Genomic DNA, 19,412 nt, shown 5'->3' with positions numbered 1-19,412 from the left:
CGGTGCCGCAAAGGCCATGCAGCTTTTATTTAGCCGACTTAGAATGGATGAGAGCGTGCTCTGATGGTGCTGGCAACGCCCGTCCATTTCTTACGCGCCCGTGTCGTTCTCGTCATTCCAACAAACAAAAACGGGGGCAAAAATGCCCCCGTTTATGCGATGAATCAAATGCAGCAGCGCTAGATCAGAACTTGTAGTTCACACCGAGGCGCACAGCGTGGAAGTCCGGCGAAGCCTTGGAATTGAGGGTGCCGCCGCCGCGTACCGTGTAGCTGCCGAAATTCACATACTGATATTCGATACGGCCCGAGATGTTGTCGGTGAAGGCGTATTCGACACCGGCGCCTGCGGTCCAGCCCACCTTGGTGTTGCTGTCGCTGAAGGAAGCGCCGTTATAGCTCAGCTTGTAGTCGATGTTGCCGTAGGCCAGACCACCGGTTGCGTAGATCAGGAAGCGATCATAGGCATAGCCGATGCGCGGACGCAGGGTGCCGTACCACTTGATGTCCGAGCGAGCGCGACCGGAAGCGCCAGCGACGACGCCATGCACGGTGTCCTTGATCTGGGCACCCTGGAAGTCGGTTTCGAGACCGACCACGATGTTGTCGAACTGGTAGTTATAGCCGGCCTGCAAGCCACCAAGGAAACCCTTGCCCGTCAGCTTGCCGATGTCGCCGATGAAAGTCGGATTATGAATGCCAACCGTATCGCGGCCGCCAAAGGCATAACCGACGTTCGCACCAGCATAAAAGCCCGTCCAGGAAAACGGCAGGACAACCGGTGCCACAGGCTCAACGGGTGCAGGCGCAAGATCGGCAGCGATAGCGGCCGTCGACGTGAGCAGGAGAGCAATTGCTGCTGCAGAGATTCTCATATGCGTTACTCCTAAAGGTAAGGTCACCATGCCAGTTTTCGAAACACGAGTCTGTAGCTTTGATGCAACAGGTAGCCCGGAAATAACATCTTCAGTTCTATGAGAGCCCGAAGGTGGAGGATCCGCCCGGCCGATGCAAGATAAGATGATTTGGCTGTAATCACAAAGGAGTTTTACCAAAGCTGGTTTGATAAAGTAGAAAATTGTATCTCAAATGGGAAAATTTCCCTAAGGTAGATGGTAGCATGAAACAGTCCTATCTCATGCTGGCCTCCCCCTGACGAAGTTGTTTTTCGAGGCCGAGTGCTGGAAATGATCGCGCATGACCTCGAGGGCCTGCTGTACGTGATCCTGCCATGTGGGCACGGCGACACGGGTGCTGAGCTCGAAACGGTCCGAGGCCAGTGTCGTCACCGCGCCCATCCATTGCGGCAGGTCGATGGGGTCGACCAGGCTGATGCCGTGATGGCCGGCAAGCTCCGCCACTTCGCGGTGGGCGGGAATATCGGAGGCGATCACCGGCACGCCGAGGGCATTGGCTTCGAGGATCGGCAGCCCGAACCCCTCCACCAATGACGGCTGCACCATGCCGTGAGCGCCGGCAATCAAGGAGGCCACGGCTCGGTCGCTGAGGTCCGAAACTTCCACGACGTGGCGGGCCAGCGGTGCCGCATGGGTCAGCAGATCCAGGACCTGATCGACCTTCCAGCCTCGCCGTCCCACCAGGACCAGGCGCGGACAGGCCGTACCGAGTTTCTCGGCGAGCCGGCGCCAAAGCAGCAGGAGCAGGGTGTGATTCTTGCGGGCCTCGATCGTGCCGAGACAGACGAAATAGGGTATTTGTGAGGGGGGTGGCCGCAGCGCCTGGCGGGTCAGGAACTCGTTCTCGACGGCCAGAGGCACCACCACGATGGGTGGCGCAGGGGAGCGGCGTTCGCCCCGCGGGGTGATCGTCGCCAGCCATGCGATGAACCGATCGCGCGAATAAGCCGAGTTGGCGATGATCAGATCGGCATGCTGCAGCAAGGAAAGCATGCGTCGGTGATGCTTGTCCGCCTCCCCTTCGCGGCAAAACTCCGGAAAATCGATAGGAATGAGATCGTGCAGCATAGCGACGATGCGGGCGCCCCGCCGCTTCATCTCCTGAATTTTAAGCGTGTTTTCCAGGCCGGAGTGGGAGGTATTGAGATACACCGATCCGCGCAGGTCGGGAGGCAAGTCCCGGGTGCCGAAGACCTGCCGCACGCCGGCGAGCGCTACCCGGGCGGCGGAAGGCTCGGTACGGCCGGTTTCCGCCAGGCGGCGGCAGCCGCGTTCGGAGAGCCAGGCCGATGCGGCCAGATAATCGGCCAAATCGGTGTAGATGCGATCCTCGTCGACGTCGAGGCCCTGCCAGGCCAGGTATTCCGTGGATGGTAGGAGCCTGTCGACACGCCGCAGGCCGTTGAAGCCGGGCATCTTGGCCACGAAGGAGACGTCGCCGGCGAGATCGGGCAGCAGCCGGATATAGGCGGCATCAACCCGGTCTATGCCGGTGGGCGTGGTGCGAATGAGCCGGCGCAGGTGCCGCGATACGTCAAAAAGAAACTGCATTGCGTGGCCACCAGCGTATGATTCGGCGCAAGGGGTTGGTTCTCCCGGCAGGGGCCTGGCGCGCCGCGCTCAACCAGGCCACCGCGTCTTCGGCTTCCATTGGCAGCCGCCGGACGGGGTGAAGATAGGTCGGATAGAGGATGAGGGCGGCAGCCACCAATTCGTTGAGCGTGCGGCGCTGCGTGCGGCGCGGTATGGCGACGCGGTCGGTCGTCAGGCCCCAGCCGGCAAAGAAGGGCGCGCCGTGGCAGGTCACGGGCTTGTCTCGCAACAGGGCCTCGAATCCCGCCAGCGAGGTCCGCACATGCACTTCGTCGGCAAAGTCGATCCAGGCCGCCGCATCGCCCGACACCGCCAGATGATCGGCCAGGGCGCTGGCCTCGTTCCGATCGCTCAGGCCGGGCCGTTTGCCGGACACCAGATCGGGGTGCTCCTTGAAGATGACGAAGGCGTCGGGGCAGTCCCGGCGGACGGCCCGGAGAAATTCGAGATTGCTGGCCTGGCAGGGCAGGCCCAGCTTGAGGGATTGGTCATCCGGCACTTGTCCCGTCACCAGCACGCGTCGGCGGCCCCGCGCCTGCCGAGGAACCTCGTCAGGCACGTCGCTGCTCAGATTATATTTGGTCAGGCCGGCCTGCAGGATCGCTTGGCGCAGCCGGGCGGCGCGATCGGTAAGTTCGGCAGGAAACGTGCCGGTTTCGAGCAGGGTTTCGAGGTCGCTGATGGCGGTTGCATTGTAATAGATGCCGCTGGCATCGAAGCACAGCGAGATCGGCACGGTGCCGGGGAAGCCGAGCCCGACCGATCTGAGGAAACCGTCTTCGACCGTGATCGCTGGTGCCCTCGCAGCCCCGCCGGCGGCGGAAGGCGGCAGACCCCAACTCAGTTGCCGTGCCTTGCCGGAGGCCGCTGCGCTGAAGCGAAGGGTACCGCCGGGGGCGGCACAGTAGCGCCGCAATATCGGCCGCTTGTGCTGTTTGATGGCGACGGCCTCGGTCTCCCCGCGCCAGCGGCCGGCATGGGCGCGCCAGCCTTGTAGCCGTGCGATCGCCTGTTCAGGATTGGCGGCGCGACGGGTGACCGGATCGGCATAGAGCGGGTAGCGGATCAGGGCGGCATCGACGAGATCGACGATGTCGAGCGGGGCGCCGGTCCGTGCCTGAAGGCGGCGGGCCAAGGCTTCGTGCGCGCTCGGCCGGACCGGCCGGTCCTCGGTCAAACTCCAGCCGGCGTAGAAGGGCACGCCATAGCACCGCACCGGCAGGTCGCGCAGTAGGGCGTCGAAGCCGAGTTGGCTTGAGACGGTCCAGACCTCGTCGACCTCGTCGAGCACGGCATGGGGGGAGACCGCATCATCGAGCCGGCGCAGATGGGCAACGGCCGGGAGGCCGGAGAAGCTGCCTTGGGCTCGGCCCGCCATCACATCCGGATGGGAGCGGATGATGACCTGCGCGTCCTGCAGGGCGAGAGCATCGGCCAGCATGGCGGCAAAACTCGTCTCGTCGGCGCAGGCCCCGGCGATCGACAAATCGCCCGCGACCTGCTCCACCAGCAGGATCCGCCGGTTTCCGCGCGGCCCCAGCGACACGGGCGTGTCGGGAAGGTGATTATATTTGGTCAGCCGCCGTTGCACGATGTCTTCGCGCAGGGCGGCCGCGCGTGGCCGGGACGCGCGGAAATCCCCCCCCGCCAATTCGTGTTCGAGCCGCGACGGTGTGCGGGCGTCGTAATAAACGCCGAGGTCGTCCATCACCACCGAAACGGCGGCCGCCCCCATCTTGCCGAGGCCGACCGAGCGCAGGAAGCCGTCCTCCAGTGTGAAGAAGGGGCGGGAAAGCCGGGCAGCCCTATACCTGGCCCAGCGAGCCGGCAGCTTGCGGCCCCAGCCGGCGATGGCGTCAACCCGCGCTCCAGCCCGTTCCAGCGCCACCAGCCGGTAATCCGGCAGCAACTCGCCCAGATCGGGAAAGCGCAGCAGGGTGACCAGGGGCAGGCCGATAACGCTGCCAGGACGAGGCAACCAGGACTGATCCATCAGCTTCTACTCAATAGCGCCCAGGCCCAATGTGCCGGCGAACCTCTCGTGGCGGTAGATCACGAACGACGAGGACCAAGCGTACTTAGGATATATCGACCTTGATGCCGTTGGCCATACGATAGATTTGCATGTTTGTATCGGTATTATATTGAATATTTCTTGCTTCGGTCGGGTGGGCTGCCGGAGCTTGCAGGCGCTGCGCCAGTTCCAGATGATTGCCGATATCGAAAAACTCGATCACGTCTCTGTGATAGCGGGCGAGTTGGAGATAAGCCAGCGTCCGCGAGGCGATCACGCGCAAGCCGAGCTCGATTGCCTGGCTTATGGGCCCCGACGACGACTGCCCCACTTCAAGGTAAGGAAAGACCACGGTATCGCAGATCGCCATACCTCGGGCGAACTGCTCGTCCGGGAGGGCTCCCATGAAATGGATGCGCTGGCTGAGGTCCTTGGGGTGCTGATCGAGAGCCAGGGATGCAGAAGAATCGAGCGACAAGTTCAAGGTAACTTCTGAGTTCTCAAGCTGGTCGACAAGATTCTTCCCGATATAGGCCTCATCCAGCAGGGTCCGGATGTAGGGATCGATCTTCTGCTCCTTGCGTATCGTCTGCGGGTGCACGCCGCCGAAGACGAGAAGATGATAGTTCGGTGGCAGTAGATGGAGGGCGCGGATTGCCGTCTCGAACCCTTTGTAAGGGCCGAGAAATCCAAATACGCCGATCAGTTTTGCGTCCTTGGGCAAGTTTGCAAGCAGCGGAAATTCCGTCCGTGAGGCCTGCTGATAGGCATTAGCGTCTTCGGGGGTCAGGAACGCCAAAGGGTGATCATAAACGTGGTTAAGGCGGTTGACGAAGCGCATGTAACGCATGTCTCGCCTAGTATGCACGATAACGCTGGTGGGCCTGCGGCGCTGCGACGACCGGAGCAACTGGAATGGGACCGATGCCAGGCGATTGGTGCGCCGGCTCGATCTTATCTCCCCCCATACCTTGGTAAACTGCAGGCGCGCGGCTTTCTGCAGGAGAGATTTCGCACTGAGCGGTTGAGATTGCAGAATTGTATGAAACGTTACGGAAATCGCTGGCGCGGCATTGATGATCCAGCGCAGCCTGCGCAATATGTCAATATCGTCCCGGCCGAGCGTTCCGAACTCGAGTTGGAGGTTGACCGCATCGAAGGATGAAAGCTTCGCGCATATCTCCTTGATATGCATATCTCCGAGTTTGATCACTCGCGGATTGGCATGACGCAAGAAATACTGGTCCAGGTCAAACACTGTAACTTCAAAGTGATCTTCTAGTTGTTTTCTAATATGTGTAGTGTACGCAGCGATACCGCATAGTTCATCATATGTGCTTATCAGTGCAAGTTTTGGTTTTTGCCGAGAACGGGCTGTCTGGTCTGAGGAAAAATCGGTTGCCTCGCTGTCGAAAATTTGCAAAGAGGATTGGGTTGTCACGCGACTCTCCTTTGGACCTTTCAGATCGAGTGCCCCAGCGTCACAATTCGGGTTCCTACTTACCCTTAGGGAGCTCGAAACGAAAGCGAAAGATGGGAAGGCGTCCCACGACGACATGTCGGATCAGGTCGGTGAAACGGCCAATGGATCTGCAGAATTTGTGAGAATGCAGCGCGGCTGGTGGCTTCTGGCTTGGCCTCGCTGCAGGGGTAATAAGGTGGACATAAATTTGGTGTTTTCTGCCGCTTGTCGGTGATCCTCTTTACCAAGAATGCCTTCTGTGCTTGTCGTGCCCAACTAGTGGTGAGAAATTATGGTGCTGTTGAAAAGTGAGTGATGTTGAAGTGTTGCGTATTCCAGTCATTCTCCTGATCACCGCCAGCCTTGCGGCTTGCTCGAGCCTGCCGAACGCCGGGCCTACGGCCCGAACCATTCTGAACACCCAGCAGAGTGGTGGCGCGCAGGGACGGGCGGTTGCGAGCCCCTATTCTATTTTCGACGTCAACGCCGCGACCGTCGCCGTGTTGTCGCGGCATCGGCCGACCGGCTTCCTTGGTAGCTTTGCTGCCGGCGGCCCGCCATCGAGCGGCACGCTGGGCGTGGGCGACATGGTCGCGGTTTCGATTTTCGAGGCGAGTTCGGGCGGCCTGTTCGGTACCGCCGACGCCACCGGCAGCGCAGGCAGCAAGAGCGTGCAGTTGCCGCCCCAGCAGATCGATCGCGGCGGGCGCATCAATGTGCCCTATGCCGGCAGTGTCGTCGCCGCCGGCCGCACCCCGGCCCAGGTCGGCCAGGCCGTCGTCAGTGCCTTGTCGTCCAAGGCGATCGAGCCGCAGGTGCTGGTCACGCTCACCCAGAATGCCGCCAATCTCGTCACGGTGTCCGGCGAAGTCGGCCAGGGCGGACGCTTCCCCCTCGCTGTCAAGGGCACGCGCGTGCTGGATGCGATCGCCCTCGCCGGTGGCCCGCGGGCAGCCGCCCACGATCTCTTCGTTCGCCTGACGCGCGGGTCGCGCACCGGCGTGGAAAGCCTGACCTCGTTGGTCTCCAACCCACGCGAGAACATCTATATGCGCGCGGACGACCAACTCTTCATCTACCGCGAGCCGCGTACCTTCACCGTGCTCGGCGCTACTGGGAAAAATGACACCATCGAATTTACGAGCGACAGGGTCACCCTCGCGGAAGCCATCGGCAAGTCCGGCGGTCTCAACGACCAGCGTTCGGATGCCAGTGGCGTCTTCGTGTTCCGCTATGAAGACGCAGACGCCTATCGCGAACTCAGGGGCGGAGCGGCACCGGGCGGTTATCGTTCGGGCAGTGTACCCGTAGTCTATCGCCTCGACATGAAGAATCCAGGCTCCTTCCTGTGGTCGCAACGTTTCCTGATGCGCAACAAGGACGTGCTCTACATCTCGAACGCACCCTCGACCGACCTCAGCAAGTTCCTGCAGATGATCGGTGGTGGCGTGGGTATCGTCAGCGCTGGCGCCAATCTCTCGACGATCGGGCGCTAAGTCCCGGTTCTCCAGCCGATCGATTTTTGCAAGCACGCCTCGCCCGAAAGGGCGGGGCGTTTGTGTTTGCTCGAGCCGCGACGGTGGCCCCTGCCGTAATGATACCGTACTCATGAATGCGGCTCCGTACGAGGGATCCTTCCCTGGAGGAAGAGAGGTAATATTTTGCTTATAACTCGCATCGTGAATGAAAATTCGAGGGTATTTGTTCGAGGTGTCAATGGTGCTATGGCGTTTTTCATCGGAAAGGTCAATTGTAACCGTTTCTCAGCCTGTCTCTGTGGAGTTGATGCGTTAAGTTCGTGAAAAAGTAGGGTACGGAATAGAGAAGAAGGTCACATCTTTGTCATTTTTTTCTGAGATGCCGCTTGCCTGCTATGAAGGCATTGGTATCTATGCCCGAGAATCCTTACGTCATTGGCGCCGTGATCTGCCATTCGCCGTGAGGCGTGAACCTGTTGGAGATGTGTGTGGCGTCCGAAATCGTGGCATTCAAATCCGGGTCGCTTGACCTGATCCATCCTCTGATTATGTGCGGCGGCTCCGGCACACGGCTCTGGCCCTCCTCCCGCTCCAACCGGCCCAAGCAGTTCCTGCCGCTGTTCGGGATACTGTCGACCTTTCAGGAGACCCTACGTCGGGTCGCCGAGCCCGCTCTCTTTGGGCGTCCCGTCATCGTCACCAACAAGGATCACCGCTTTCTGGTCGTCGATCAGTTGGAAGCGCTCGGCATCGAAGCCGACGTGCTGCTGGAGCCGCAGGCCCGCGATTCGGGGCCTGCCATTCTGGCCGGCACACACCACATCGCCGAGCGGTTCGGCGAGGGGGCCCTGGTACTGGCCTTGGCAGCCGATCATATGGTGCGGGATATCGAGGGGTTCCGCCAGGCATGCCGACAAGCAGCGACTGTCGCCAAGGTCGGCCTTATCGCCACCTTCGGCGTCGAGCCTACCGGCCCGGCCACCAGCTATGGCTATATCGAGCCTGGCGAGGAGATCACCGCGGGCGGGCGGCGTGTGGCTCGCTTCGTCGAGAAGCCGGACGCGGCGACCGCGGAGCGCTATGTTGCCGAGGGCTTCTTGTGGAACTCGGGCAATTTCCTGTTCCAGGCGGGGGTGCTGCTCGGCGAGTACGAAATCCATGACCCGCAGACCGCCGCCGCAGTAACAAGCGCCGTCGCCGCCCAGCACGACGATCTCGGCTTTCTGCGTCTCGACGCCGAGGCCTTTGCGCAGGCCGAGGCGCGCTCCATCGACTATGCGGTGATGGAGCGCACGGTGCGCGCCGCGGTGGTTGTCGCCGCCTTTGACTGGTCGGATGTCGGCTCCTGGAGCGCGGTTCGCGATCTCCATGGCCAGGACGAGGCCGGCAATGCCGCACGGGGGCAGGCTGCTTTCGTCAATGCCAGCGCCAATTTTGTTTCGACGGATGGGCCGCTGGTTGCTGTCGTTGGGCTTGACGAGGTTGCCGTTATCGCCACCTCCGATGCCATTCTGGTCGCCCGCCGCGACGATGCCGCCGGCGTCAAAGTTCTGGTCGAAGGGCTCAAGACCAGCCATGCCGCACTGACGCAGGAGCATCGGCAGTCCTTCCGGCCGTGGGGCAGCTATCGCTCGCTTGATCTGAGCGAGCGCCATCAGGTCAAGTCCATCGTGGTCAAGCCAGGCGGACGCTTGTCCCTGCAAAAGCATCATCATCGCTCGGAGCACTGGATCGTGGTGCGCGGCACCGCTCTGGTCACCGTCGGTACCGAGGTGAAGTCGGTGCATGAGAATGAATCCGTCTACATCCCCATCGGAGCGGTACATCGCATGGAAAACCCCGGCAAGATCGATCTGGAGATCATCGAGGTGCAGACGGGCGGCTATTTCGGCGAGGACGACATCATCCGCCTTGAAGACGTCTACAACCGCGAGGCGTCGTGAGCCGCTCGTCCTGTCGAGACGGGGACTGCCGCTGCCGCTTTGAGAGCGGTGGCGTGCGGACGTGCCAAGTTTTCACATCGGGGCTATGCTAGCATCACGATGTTCGCCTCATTTCATGAGCAAGATGCCGAGGTCTAGTGCTTGCATCCTGCACGAGGCGAATTGCGGAGCGTTACGGAGCAGACCGCGGCATGGTGGCCTTGCCTGACGAAAGGCTGATTGAAGAAGACGCGATTGATCGCCTGATCGCCTCCGGAGATGTGAATTCTCTGCTGGAACGCGTCGATAGCTTGACTCGGGAGGGAAAGAGCGAGCGCGCCCTGGCCCTCCTTGAGGCAATGGCCGACAGGCTTGCCTATGATGGACGCACCAGCGACAGATTGATGAACGTCCTGCTGGCACAGCAGGATTTTGGAAATGCCTGCCATTATGGCCGCGCAGCCGTGCTTCAGCCCGATGCCGGCTGGGGCGCTTTTTCAACTCTCTTCGAAGCGCTCCATGGCGTCGGGGATACGGGCGCAGCGGTCGAAACTCTGCGCGATGGTATCCGGCGGCTCGGGCCGGATCACGGCGTCCTCAAGCGTGCGGCGCATATCCTGATGACAATGCAGGATTTCGCCGAGGCGAAGCTCGTTCTCAAGGACGTCCTCGCCCATTATCCCGATGATACGGACGCGCTCTATAACTACAGCTACGCCCACCATATGCTGGGTGACAATGACGAGGCTCTTTCTCTGGCGCTGACCTGCCGGGAGCGAGACCCGCGCAATACGGCTTATGCCAATTACTATGTTCATTTGCTCTCGACCCTGCGTCGGTTCCAGGATGCGATACGCCTGCTTCGCGACCTGATTGCGGAGCACGCATCCGCGGCGTCTTACCGGCGCACGCTCAGCGGCATGCTCACTCTCACGGGAAATCTCAGAGAGGCATTGAGCGAGGGGCTCGCCGCCATCCGCCTCGACGAGCGTAATGCCGAATATTGGGTGCATGTCGGGGGGCTTTCAAAGCAGCTCGGCTTCAAGAGCCAGGCGATCGAATTCATGCGCCGGGCGGCCGAACTCAATCCCACCGACCCGCTCACCTTTTACGCCCTCGCCCATCACCTGAGGGAGGACGCCCAGCTCAACGAGGCGCGCACGGCCATCGGATCGGCTTTGGCCCTGGCGCCGGGAGACAGCCGTTTTCGCGACTTCCGGATCACGCTTGCGGAGAGACAACGCTCCGAAATCGACACGACCCCTCTTGGTTCAGCCGAACTGATTGAGCCATTGCCGCGCTCCCGCGACCGCATGGACGGATTTCCGGGAGGAGGATCGCGTTCCATTGGCCATCAGATGGCAATCCATGGCCGTGTCATCTGGGGCCTGACGATGCGCTTTCTGCGCCTGAGGGACAGTCGATCGCAGTTTGGCATTGCAACGGTTTTGATCGAGCCGCTTATCCATATTGTGACGCTCTGGGCCGTCATGAGCGTGATGATGCATGGCCGGCCACCCCTCGGCGATCACTGGTTCTTCTTCTATGCGACCGGTATCATCCCTTTCCTCCTGGTGACCCATCTTGGCGCCCATGGCGTCGGGGGGCATCAAGCCCATAAGCACCTGCTCGACATTCCAATTCTAAGAACCTTCGATATATTTTGGGCCGAGGCTTTAACCGAGCTGATCATCAGTACGGCAACCGCCGTAATAATATTCATACTGCTCTATGCCATTGGAGCCTTCAGAGGCATAAATAATTTCGACGCCATATTGTCTTCATTGTTCTTCTTGTGGATATTCGGAATTGGCTTGATGATCATCAATCATGTGATGTCATCTCTGTTTCCGATTTGGAAAAAGACATGGGAAGCTCTGCAGAGAGTTTTGTATTTTACGTCCGGAATATTTTACATGGCACAAGCTATGCCCGTATTCGTGCGAGATATATTGGTGTGGAATCCCCTACTTGTCGGCATCGAGTGGTTTAGGAATGGATTCTTTAATCAATATAACCCGCCCTGGTTGGATCGGGGATATCTGATCATGGTTTCGGGCGGGACCTTCATCTTCAGCGTCATGCTCGAGCGCGCGCTCCGTCGCAAGCTGCATTAGCGAGGTGCCATGCTGGATTTCCAAAGAGTGAGAAAGTCGTTTGCCGCGCAGGGTGGGCGGCGGGTCGTGCTCGAGGAGGCGAGTTTCTCAATCCCGCGTGGGCAGAGGGTCGGTGTGCTCGGCCGCAATGGAGCGGGCAAATCGACGCTTCTCAGGCTCATTGCGGGGAGTGAGTTGCCGGACAAGGGGCAAATTCATCGAAACGGCAGGGTCTCGTTCCCAATCGGCTTTACCGGCACCTTTCATCCCGACCTCACGGGCCGAGCCAATGTGCGTTTTCTTGCCGACATCTACGGGATGCAGGCCGAAGAGATGCTTGATTGGGTTCAATCGTTTGCGGAACTCGGTCATTATTTCGACATGCCGGTAGGTACCTATTCGTCAGGCATGTTCGCCCGGCTGGCCTTCGGGACCAGCTTCGCCATCGATTTTGACCTGTATCTCGTGGATGAGGCGATTGAGACCGGTGACGCAAGGTTTCGTCGAAAATGTGCGGCAGTTTTTGAAACCAGACTCGATACGGCGTCGTTAATAATGGTTTCTCACAATATCGCGACAATACGGGACTATTGCGACGTTGGGGCCGTTTTGGATTCTGGCCGGTTCACGCTTCATTCGACAGTCACCGAAGCGATGGACAGCTATGAGTCTCTTCTGATGGAAGGCATGCCATGAGCAAATTAGCGCTCAGGAAAGAGACACCTGTCGCATCGGCCTCCGACCACCTCCCTGTTCCACCGGGAAAAGGCGAGCTGCAGCCCGCCGGGGCGGGCATGCCGAGCCTTGCGCAACCGGTGAGCCCGGTCAGGCCAAAGCGAAAGCCTCGGAGGCGGTTCGGTGCCCTGGCAACCTTCTTGGTCATCGTCGTCGTGCCTACCGTGGTGTCCGCCCTCTATTTCCTGGCCATTGCCAGCTCCCAGTATGAATCCGAGTTCAGATTTGGCGTGCGCGCGGCCGATATGCCACGCAACGACGCCACCGCCATGTTCCAGGGCATGGCGTCGGCATCGCAGATCGGTCTCGATTCCTATGTCGTCGTGCAATACATCCGAAGCCGCGAACTGGTCGACAAGCTTCGCGCGGAATACGATTTCTCGAAGGTATTCGGGGGTACGGAGACGGATTGGTTTTCGCGCCTGGGGCAGGATGCCTCCAGTGAGAAAGTCGTCGAATATTGGAACAAGCGCGTAGACCCCTTCTTTGATCTGACGACGGGGTCCGTGACCGTCCAGGTGAGGGCGTTTTCTCCTCAGGATTCCCAGAAGTTGGCCCAATCCATTTTGGCGCATTCCGAGACCCTGGTGAATGAGTTGTCCCGGCGTTCGCGAGACGATGCCGTGCGCGGAGCCACGCAGGAGGTCTCGCGGGCGGAAGAGCGTCTGCGCAACGTCCTAGCCGATCAGCGCGTGCTGCGGGATACGAGGGGCACCATAAATCCCGAAAAGGAAGCCGAGGGCGGACTGATGGCCGTCTCGAAGCTGCGAGAGCAATTGGCGAAGTTCAATGCCGACCTAGCCGTGCAGAAGGAATATATGGGTGCGGATTCACCGACCGTGCGGGCAACCGAAAGCAAGGTCCGTGCCATGCAGGCGCAAGTCGCCTTGGCGGAAAGCAGGCTGACGAACAAGGGCGCAGCGAACGCCGGGCCGGAGGACGCCAGCCGTCCGCTCAGTGCGGATATCGGGGCATTCGACGCACTCGCCGCGGAAAGGCGTTTTGCCGAGGAAAACTACAAGGCGTCGCTGGCCTCGCTGGAGAAGGCTCGGGAGCAGGCCAACCGCCAGATGACCTATCTTGCTGCTTTCGTATCGCCGTCTTTGCCACAGGAAGCCCTCTATCCGAAGCGATTTCAGGATATCTTGATCACGTTTGTGGCCGCTCTCGGCGTCTGGATATTCCTGATCATCGCCATTCGGAGCATAAAAGAGCATGCATGACAGGTCTTGTGAAACGCATAGACATCGAGGGACGAATATATCGATTTTGACGCGATCCATGCTTAGCGCAAATTTCAATCATATTGCCCGAGTAACAGCAAATATCATTTTCTCTCTGATTGTCGGCGTTGGTTCTTTCGTGTCGCAATCCCTAGCGCAAGATTCCAATAGAAACGCAGATCAGTTTGGGGGAGATTATGCGCGTCGAGATTTAAGTGAGAGGTGTTTCTCACCTCAAGATTTCGGCGCAATTGCTGATGGGGAAGCAGACGACACCCGTGCGTTGAAGAAGTGGCTGGCCTTGAGCGCCGAAGCGCGCTCTCAAAGGTCCCCATGTCTGTTTTTACCGACCGGGATTTACAGAGCTACAGATAATCTCGTGATGAATATGCCTCCCCATTCGCATGGACCGCGCATTTGGGGGACTTGTGGCGGTAGCTCCAGAATCTCGTTTGATCGTGGATATGGATTTACGCTTACTTCATCCACGGCACTATTCTACGGTGATTTTCGCTGCATCAGCTTTTCTGGAAATTCCGACAAGGTTCTCGTTAATTTCTCCACGTCGATTTCGGATGCCTTGAACGGGTTCAATCTCGACAATATTGTTGTAAATAACGATTCAGAAAATAAAGAAAGCGTCGCACTCAAGTTCAATGGTTTGTACATGAGCCGTGTTTTTGCAACGGCAAATTGTAACGGTTTAGGGCAGGGGGTCGGCATACAAATGACGGCAGGATCGATGAATACCATCAAGCTCTCTGCCGGAAACTGTCACACCGGATTAAATCTGACGGGAGATGTCGATGCAATCAACGGAAACCTTTTTGACGCAATAGATTTGGAAGTTAACAAGGTTCAACTGTTGATCGACGGGAAGGCGGTCCAGTCCAATACGTTCATTGGAGGGGTTTTGAGCTTTTCAGATCCAGGCACGATCGGAATTAACGCTGTTGCTGGCTCCGGTAATGTTTTCAAGAACATGGCTTATGGGGGCGCCGGTAAATTATTTGAAGGGACATCCGGTATAATCTGGGAAAGTGCTTTGCAAGACCTGACCGTTACCCCTCCTGTTCCAGCCAGTGAAGAGACGATCTCGAATGCGCATGTGCAGCCGTCGAGCGTCAACATATTCGGCGGTCAGGTGTCTTCCGTCCTGGTTAATCGCGCAAGGGCATGTGATACCGTACCTTGTATGGTAATATTGATGCCAGGCGATATAATATCGGTAAGATATTCCGATAAGCCCGCGTGGTTATGGCGAGCCCTGAAGTTTTGAATCGTTGAGATTATCCGATAGCCTTTTGCCATTGGTGATCCAAAAGGCTATCAGATAATTATTGATTGGCTGCCGTCCGTTATTGCCGCTTTCGATATGCGCCGTAACTGACCGAGTCGTTTTCATAAACCTCGTTTAGGACTTCGAAATTATCAAGGATCCATCTGCGCGCCTTGGCCACGCTGGGCCACGCAATGTCGTCGAAGACCAATATGCCATTCGGGCCCAATAGGGCGGCCCAGCGGACCGCATCATTGTAGGCCTGCACTTCGGAATGCGACCCGTCGATGTGAATTAGGTCGTATTTGGAAAGTTTCAGGGCTTCATAGGCAACGTCGCTGGAAACTTCGAGGGTACGAGCAATCAAAAGCAGATCTTCGCGAAAGAGAGTTTCGAAATAACCTCTCTTGATCTTTGAGAAATCCACCGATGCCCACCACGCATCGTTCACCGCGTTTGTTTCAGTTTCTACTGCCACGGAGTTGCTCCAGGGCTCGACACCCCAAACCTGGCCGCGGCCCAGATATTTCATGGTAAGTGCCATTGGAATAAGGGATCTTCCACCAAAAATTCCAATTTCAACGACATTTTTACAATCATTCTCCACAATGAGATTGGATAGAAGTTCCGCCTTACTGGGGGAGCACCATCCTTCCAGGGTGGGGGTGATCCGGGCGACGTGAGCGCGGAGTTCTTCTCTTGTGGAAGCGCTCCGAATGGTGTTTGGCGAAGCGGATCCTTCGGTTTGAATCTTGTCGAAAGTCAGCATCTGTTCACGAATTACCTTAATTTCTAACTCAATCGCCTGAACGCGAGTTTCAATGCTTTTGGAAATTAAAGAAATATCGGTTGTCGGTGTTTGGTTTTTCGTCATATCCTCCATCCTTTCTCTTAAATTACTTTCTTTGGTGTGAGTAAGTCCGAGAAGAGCTATGGCAGATCGTTTACTTGCCTGTTTCAACGCTTTTAGCATGTCCCAATTCCATCTGCGTTTGGGGGCGCTTCATGAGTTCCCTTCAGATTGCTTAGTATTGAGGATTCTCTCCAAGATTTTTGGATAAACTTATCTTACGTTGAGGTGTTTTAAACATTACAAGGTCTCGATAGGTTGAAATCGATCATCGGGTAGAAAATGTTTGATATTATCTTTACGGCATATATATGTGGAGTTCAACGTACCCTCACACCATTGACAATTCTTTCAAATTTGCCCCCCTTGTCGCGTCTCCATCTCCTTGTCAGGCGAGACGAGACAGCATGCATTGTCCCTATGTCGGCTCCGGCCCTTATTGCTACGCCAATTCCTTTGCCATGATGTTCGGCGCGGCGGCACCGTCGACGGCGGTGATCGAGTTTGCCACGGGCAGCCCGTTCGGCATGCAGGTACTTCCTGGCGGCCTTCCCTTCTTCGACCCCTATGGCTGGACACCCGAGGCCGGCTTCGAGACGGCGCTGGATCTGCTCGGCTGGAGCTCGCGGCGCGAGAGCGGCGGTAGCGCTGGCGAGTCGCTCGCCCGGCTGGAGGCGGCGCTGCGCAAGGGGCCGGTCTGGGTCGGTCCGGTTGAGATGGGGTATCTTTCCCATCAGCCCGGCATGACAGGCCCGATTGGAGCGGATCACTATGTCGTGGTGCTGGCGGTGGCGGAGGGGCGGGTGCTGATGCACGATCCGCAGGGTTATCCCTACGCCAGCTTGGCGCTGGCCGACTTCATGGCAGCTTGGCGCGCGGAGACGATCGACTATGGCGAGCCCTATACGATGCGCACGCAATTCGTGCGCGAGCAGGCAGTCGATGAGGTGGTGGCGATCCGGGCTGCCATCCCGCATGGACGACGCTGGCTGTCGATGGAGGAGGCATCGAATGCGCCGCCGGCCAGCCTCGGCAATGGCGAGGCCGCCCTGGCGCTGGCGGAGCGGCTGGAGCGCGGGCTGGACGAGGATTTGCGCGGCCACCTCATCCATTTCGCGGTGCGGGTTGGGACTCGGCGGGCCGCCGATGGTGCGACCTGCCTCACCCGCGCTCGCCATGACGATGCCGCTGACATCATGGATGCGCAGGCGCGGTTGATCGGTGGCCTGCAGCAGCCTTTGGTTGCCGGAGACGGCCGGGCCGCCGCCAGGATCTTGCGGACCCTGGCGGCGACCTATGAGCAACTGCTCGCGGCGCTAAAGCAAAGCGCGATCTCTCCGAAGCGAACTTTGCTCTAACTCTTTGTTTTAACGTATTGTCTCAATCGAAAAGTCTGTCAGTTTTTCTGGAAAATACCCGGGACAAGGCCGTCGCGGATCAATAGCCGACGGTGAAGCGCGCCCGGCTGTGGGCAGGCTTTTCGATCTCGTCGGCCAGGGCGACGGCATAGTCCTCAAAGGAGATACTGCTGCCCTTGTCGTTGGTCAGGAGTTGGTCGCCACCCAGACGGAACTTGCCGGTGCGCTCGCCCGGCACGAACAGGGCCGAAGGAGAGAGGAAGGTCCAGTCGAGATCCTTCTCGCCGCGCAGGATGGCGAGGAACTCGGCGCCCTTGGTCGCCTCTTCCTTGTAGATGGCCGGGAATTCGGGCGTCGACACCAGGGTGACGCCGGGGGCGACTTCCAGGCTGCCGGCGCCGCCCACCACGAGATAGCGCTTCACGCCCGAGGCGCGCACGGCTTCGATCAAAGCGTGGGGATCGCTGGCGGTGAAATGCACGCTCGAAACCACCGCGTCGTGGCCCGCGAGCAGAGCGGCAAGGCCGGTCTTGTCATGCACGTCGCCCTTGCGGGCCGTGACCTTCGGATTGGCCGGCACCTTTTCGGGATGGCGGACGATGGCGGTGACCTCATGGCCGCGGCTGACGAGTTCTGCGAGGATGCGCGAGCCGGCATTGCCGGTGGCGCCGATCAGGGCGATCTTCATCTGGCTTTCCTTTCGGTTGGGAAGATTTTGGCGGGAAGGGAGGCGATCAGCCCCATTTCATCTCGCCCTTGACGACCTTGGCGCTTAGATCGAGCGAATCGAGGCCGCCGAGCTTGGGGTAGAGCGCCTTCATCGCCTCGATCAAGGCCGCGCTGTCCTTGGCCTTCTCGGTCTCGCGGTTGAAGGCGACGATATAGTCGCGGGTGAATTTGACGGTAGCGAGGCCTTCTGGAGCGCCTTCGGTGTGGTGGGCCGGCACCACGATTTCAGGCCTGCGGGCAGCAATGGCATCGAGCGCCCGGATCCAGGCCTGCCGGGACGCGGCGTCGGCGTTGTCGGCCAGCCAGACATGGCCGCCGGCGCTGACCAGCACGCCGCCGAACACGGCCTTGATGTCGGGCACCCACAGATAGCGCCGGTCATGCATGTCGGGCACCTCGACGATCTCGATGCGATGGCCCTCGAGGTCGAGCGCCGTGAGGTCCGATGGCGTGGGGATCACCACCTCGGCCAGGCTGCGCGGGCCGTTGTCGCCGAGTTTGGGTCCCCAGACCTCGAGCTTGCCCTGGACGCTCGCCTTGATCGAGGCGACCGTCACCGGCTTGGCGATCACCTTGGCGGCAGGGAAGGCCTCCACCACCGGACGCAGCGAGAAATAATAATCGGGGTCCGGGCAGCTCACATAGATGGTCGTCAGCATCTTGCCGCTCGCCTTGATGGCCTGCGCCAGCTTGCGGCCATCCGAGAGGGTAAAGCCGCCGTCGAGCAGGATAGCTTCTTTCCGGCCCGTCAGCAGCACCGGCATGCGGGAAAAGCCGGTTTCGTCGGCCTGGAAGGCGCGCCAGGCGAGCTTGCCGCCGGCAGCGTCGGCCGGGGAGAGCGGTAAGAGGGTGCTGGCGCCGAAGGCGGTGGTGAGCTTGATTGTGTCGCGTCTGCTGATCACGGGTCTGGTCTTTCCGATCGATGCCGTCAGGCGTTGAGGTGGGAAACGAGATTGTCGAAACTGCCGAACAGCGCGTTCGAGGCGATGAGCCGCTGCTGCCCGTCCTGCTGCAGGGCGAGGGCCGGCACGCCCTGGGCGCCGAGGCGGGCCATCAGGCTGCGCCCCTCGGTGATGCGGGTACGATTGGCCGCGAGCAGGGCCTCGTCCGGCGCGGCGAGGCGGTCAGCAGCGGCCGTGAAACCCGCGCTGCGCAGGATTGCGATGAGGCAAGCGAGGGAGGTCGTGTCGCGGCCCTCGACATAGCGTCCGGCCTGGATCGCCGCGAGGGCGTCGAGTTCACGTGCGGGCTCGGTCAGGGCTGCGGTAGTCAGTGCCAGCGTGGCCGGCCCCGAATCGAACAGGCCGCCTTCGGCTTCCAGCACCTGCTTGCGATAGGCTGTGGTGAAACGCTGGCCGGTGAGGCGCTCGATGCGCTGGTCGTTGGACCAGGCATAGGCGGCAAAGCCCGTATCCATCGGCCGGGCGCCCGGCCCCGTGAACAGGCCGGTCGGCAGCGGCCTGATGGCGACGCCGGTCTCACGCAGGCGCTGCAGCATCGGCGAAGCGCCATAGCACCAGCCACAGAGCGGATCGAACAGATAGGTCACGACCTGCCCGCTGGCGGCCTGGCGTGGGGAAAGCGAGGTGGACATCGAAATCTCCTTGTCCTCCAACATGGCTCGTCGGCTGGCCAAGAAAAATCCCGAACAATTTGACAGAGTGTCTGATCAAATCAGACAATAAGCGCGATCGAGGCTGTTCTCCCCTATAGCCGCCTTCAGCAAGGTTGGGGTGGCAGGCACCCTGGCGCAGCAA

15 protein-coding genes are annotated in these 19,412 nt (G+C 59.6%); 7 read left to right on the top strand and 8 right to left on the bottom strand.

Features of this window, described 5'->3' with window-relative positions:
* Window positions 1-184: 184 nt before the first annotated feature.
* From ACN6KF_RS20630 to ACN6KF_RS20615, 4 genes are all read right to left on the bottom strand, one after another.
* On the bottom strand, window positions 185-874 hold the full coding sequence (locus ACN6KF_RS20630; protein WP_434958644.1) for an outer membrane protein: 690 nt from the start codon (window positions 872-874) through the stop codon (window positions 185-187).
* Window positions 875-1,135: 261 nt separating this feature from the next.
* Entirely contained in the window at window positions 1,136-2,467 is a 1,332-nt protein-coding gene (locus ACN6KF_RS20625) for a glycosyltransferase family 4 protein (RefSeq protein ID WP_434958643.1), read from the bottom strand.
* The gene (locus ACN6KF_RS20620; protein WP_434958642.1) at window positions 2,451-4,502 is read right to left on the bottom strand and encodes a capsular polysaccharide biosynthesis protein; all 2,052 of its coding nucleotides are present in this window, start codon (window positions 4,500-4,502) and stop codon (window positions 2,451-2,453) included. The genes ACN6KF_RS20625 and ACN6KF_RS20620 overlap by 17 nt, the downstream gene beginning before the upstream one ends.
* Window positions 4,503-4,587: 85 nt before the next feature.
* The gene (locus ACN6KF_RS20615) at window positions 4,588-5,964 is read right to left on the bottom strand and encodes a glycosyltransferase family protein (RefSeq protein ID WP_434958641.1); all 1,377 of its coding nucleotides are present in this window, start codon (window positions 5,962-5,964) and stop codon (window positions 4,588-4,590) included.
* Between the two features lie 344 nt (window positions 5,965-6,308).
* Here ACN6KF_RS20615 and ACN6KF_RS20610 point away from each other — a divergent pair, with 344 nt between their 5' ends.
* From ACN6KF_RS20610 to ACN6KF_RS20585, 6 genes are all read left to right on the top strand, one after another.
* On the top strand, window positions 6,309-7,481 hold the full coding sequence (locus ACN6KF_RS20610) for a polysaccharide biosynthesis/export family protein (RefSeq protein ID WP_434958640.1): 1,173 nt from the start codon (window positions 6,309-6,311) through the stop codon (window positions 7,479-7,481).
* Window positions 7,482-7,951: 470 nt separating this feature from the next.
* Complete coding sequence (locus tag ACN6KF_RS20605) at window positions 7,952-9,406, top strand: mannose-1-phosphate guanylyltransferase/mannose-6-phosphate isomerase (protein WP_434958639.1); 1,455 nt, start codon at window positions 7,952-7,954, stop codon at window positions 9,404-9,406.
* Window positions 9,407-9,597: 191 nt separating this feature from the next.
* Window positions 9,598-11,502: a tetratricopeptide repeat protein gene (locus ACN6KF_RS20600; protein WP_434958638.1), complete on the top strand. Its 1,905-nt coding sequence runs from the start codon at window positions 9,598-9,600 to the stop codon at window positions 11,500-11,502.
* 9 nt (window positions 11,503-11,511) lie between these two features.
* Window positions 11,512-12,177 (top strand): ABC transporter ATP-binding protein, encoded by a 666-nt coding sequence (locus tag ACN6KF_RS20595; RefSeq protein ID WP_434958637.1) that lies wholly within the window; start codon window positions 11,512-11,514, stop codon window positions 12,175-12,177.
* On the top strand, window positions 12,174-13,439 hold the full coding sequence (locus ACN6KF_RS20590; protein ID WP_434958636.1) for a KpsE/RkpR family capsule polysaccharide export protein: 1,266 nt from the start codon (window positions 12,174-12,176) through the stop codon (window positions 13,437-13,439). Before ACN6KF_RS20595 ends, ACN6KF_RS20590 begins: the two co-directional genes overlap by 4 nt.
* A gap of 58 nt (window positions 13,440-13,497) precedes the next feature.
* Window positions 13,498-14,718 carry a hypothetical protein gene (locus ACN6KF_RS20585; RefSeq protein ID WP_434958635.1) on the top strand — a complete coding sequence of 407 codons (1,221 nt, stop codon included), beginning with the start codon at window positions 13,498-13,500 and terminating at the stop codon, window positions 14,716-14,718.
* 79 nt (window positions 14,719-14,797) lie between these two features.
* On the opposite strand, the gene ACN6KF_RS20580 is transcribed toward ACN6KF_RS20585, so the two are convergent.
* Entirely contained in the window at window positions 14,798-15,592 is a 795-nt protein-coding gene (locus ACN6KF_RS20580; protein WP_434958634.1) for a class I SAM-dependent methyltransferase, read from the bottom strand.
* A 383-nt stretch (window positions 15,593-15,975) separates the two neighbouring features.
* Between ACN6KF_RS20580 and ACN6KF_RS20575 the strand changes: the two genes are divergently transcribed.
* The gene (locus ACN6KF_RS20575; RefSeq protein WP_434958633.1) at window positions 15,976-16,926 is read left to right on the top strand and encodes a hypothetical protein; all 951 of its coding nucleotides are present in this window, start codon (window positions 15,976-15,978) and stop codon (window positions 16,924-16,926) included.
* Window positions 16,927-17,005: 79 nt separating this feature from the next.
* Here the strand turns inward: ACN6KF_RS20575 and ACN6KF_RS20570 are convergent, their stop codons facing one another.
* The 3 genes from ACN6KF_RS20570 to ACN6KF_RS20560 are packed head-to-tail and all read right to left on the bottom strand — an operon-like array spanning window position 17,006 to window position 19,249.
* Complete coding sequence (locus tag ACN6KF_RS20570) at window positions 17,006-17,614, bottom strand: NAD(P)-dependent oxidoreductase (RefSeq protein ID WP_434958632.1); 609 nt, start codon at window positions 17,612-17,614, stop codon at window positions 17,006-17,008.
* A 46-nt stretch (window positions 17,615-17,660) separates the two neighbouring features.
* Window positions 17,661-18,557: an MBL fold metallo-hydrolase gene (locus ACN6KF_RS20565; RefSeq protein WP_434958631.1), complete on the bottom strand. Its 897-nt coding sequence runs from the start codon at window positions 18,555-18,557 to the stop codon at window positions 17,661-17,663.
* 26 nt (window positions 18,558-18,583) lie between these two features.
* Complete coding sequence (locus ACN6KF_RS20560) at window positions 18,584-19,249, bottom strand: DsbA family protein (RefSeq protein WP_434958630.1); 666 nt, start codon at window positions 19,247-19,249, stop codon at window positions 18,584-18,586.
* Between the last annotated feature and the right edge of the window lie 163 nt (window positions 19,250-19,412).

The sequence above is a fragment of the Labrys methylaminiphilus subsp. lupini genome (assembly GCF_051161885.1).
Taxonomy (GTDB): domain Bacteria; phylum Pseudomonadota; class Alphaproteobacteria; order Rhizobiales; family Labraceae; genus Labrys.
Note: the sequence above shows the minus strand (reverse complement) of the source record. Positions and strands in the feature narration are given on the sequence as shown.

Bases quoted from the DNA above. Each gene is read 5' to 3' on its own strand.
- ACN6KF_RS20630 (WP_434958644.1), bottom strand. From the start codon at position 874: ATGAGAATCTCTGCAGCAGCAATTGCTCTCCTGCTCACGTCGACGGCC.
- ACN6KF_RS20625 (WP_434958643.1), bottom strand. From the start codon at position 2,467: ATGCAGTTTCTTTTTGACGTATCGCGGCACCTGCGCCGGCTCATTCGC.
- ACN6KF_RS20620 (WP_434958642.1), bottom strand. From the start codon at position 4,502: ATGGATCAGTCCTGGTTGCCTCGTCCTGGCAGCGTTATCGGCCTGCCC.
- ACN6KF_RS20600 (WP_434958638.1), top strand. From the start codon at position 9,598: ATGGTGGCCTTGCCTGACGAAAGGCTGATTGAAGAAGACGCGATTGAT.
- ACN6KF_RS20595 (WP_434958637.1), top strand. From the start codon at position 11,512: ATGCTGGATTTCCAAAGAGTGAGAAAGTCGTTTGCCGCGCAGGGTGGG.
- ACN6KF_RS20590 (WP_434958636.1), top strand. From the start codon at position 12,174: ATGAGCAAATTAGCGCTCAGGAAAGAGACACCTGTCGCATCGGCCTCC.
- ACN6KF_RS20585 (WP_434958635.1), top strand. From the start codon at position 13,498: ATGCTTAGCGCAAATTTCAATCATATTGCCCGAGTAACAGCAAATATC.
- ACN6KF_RS20580 (WP_434958634.1), bottom strand. From the start codon at position 15,592: ATGACGAAAAACCAAACACCGACAACCGATATTTCTTTAATTTCCAAA.
- ACN6KF_RS20575 (WP_434958633.1), top strand. From the start codon at position 15,976: ATGCATTGTCCCTATGTCGGCTCCGGCCCTTATTGCTACGCCAATTCC.
- ACN6KF_RS20570 (WP_434958632.1), bottom strand. From the start codon at position 17,614: ATGAAGATCGCCCTGATCGGCGCCACCGGCAATGCCGGCTCGCGCATC.
- ACN6KF_RS20560 (WP_434958630.1), bottom strand. From the start codon at position 19,249: ATGTCCACCTCGCTTTCCCCACGCCAGGCCGCCAGCGGGCAGGTCGTG.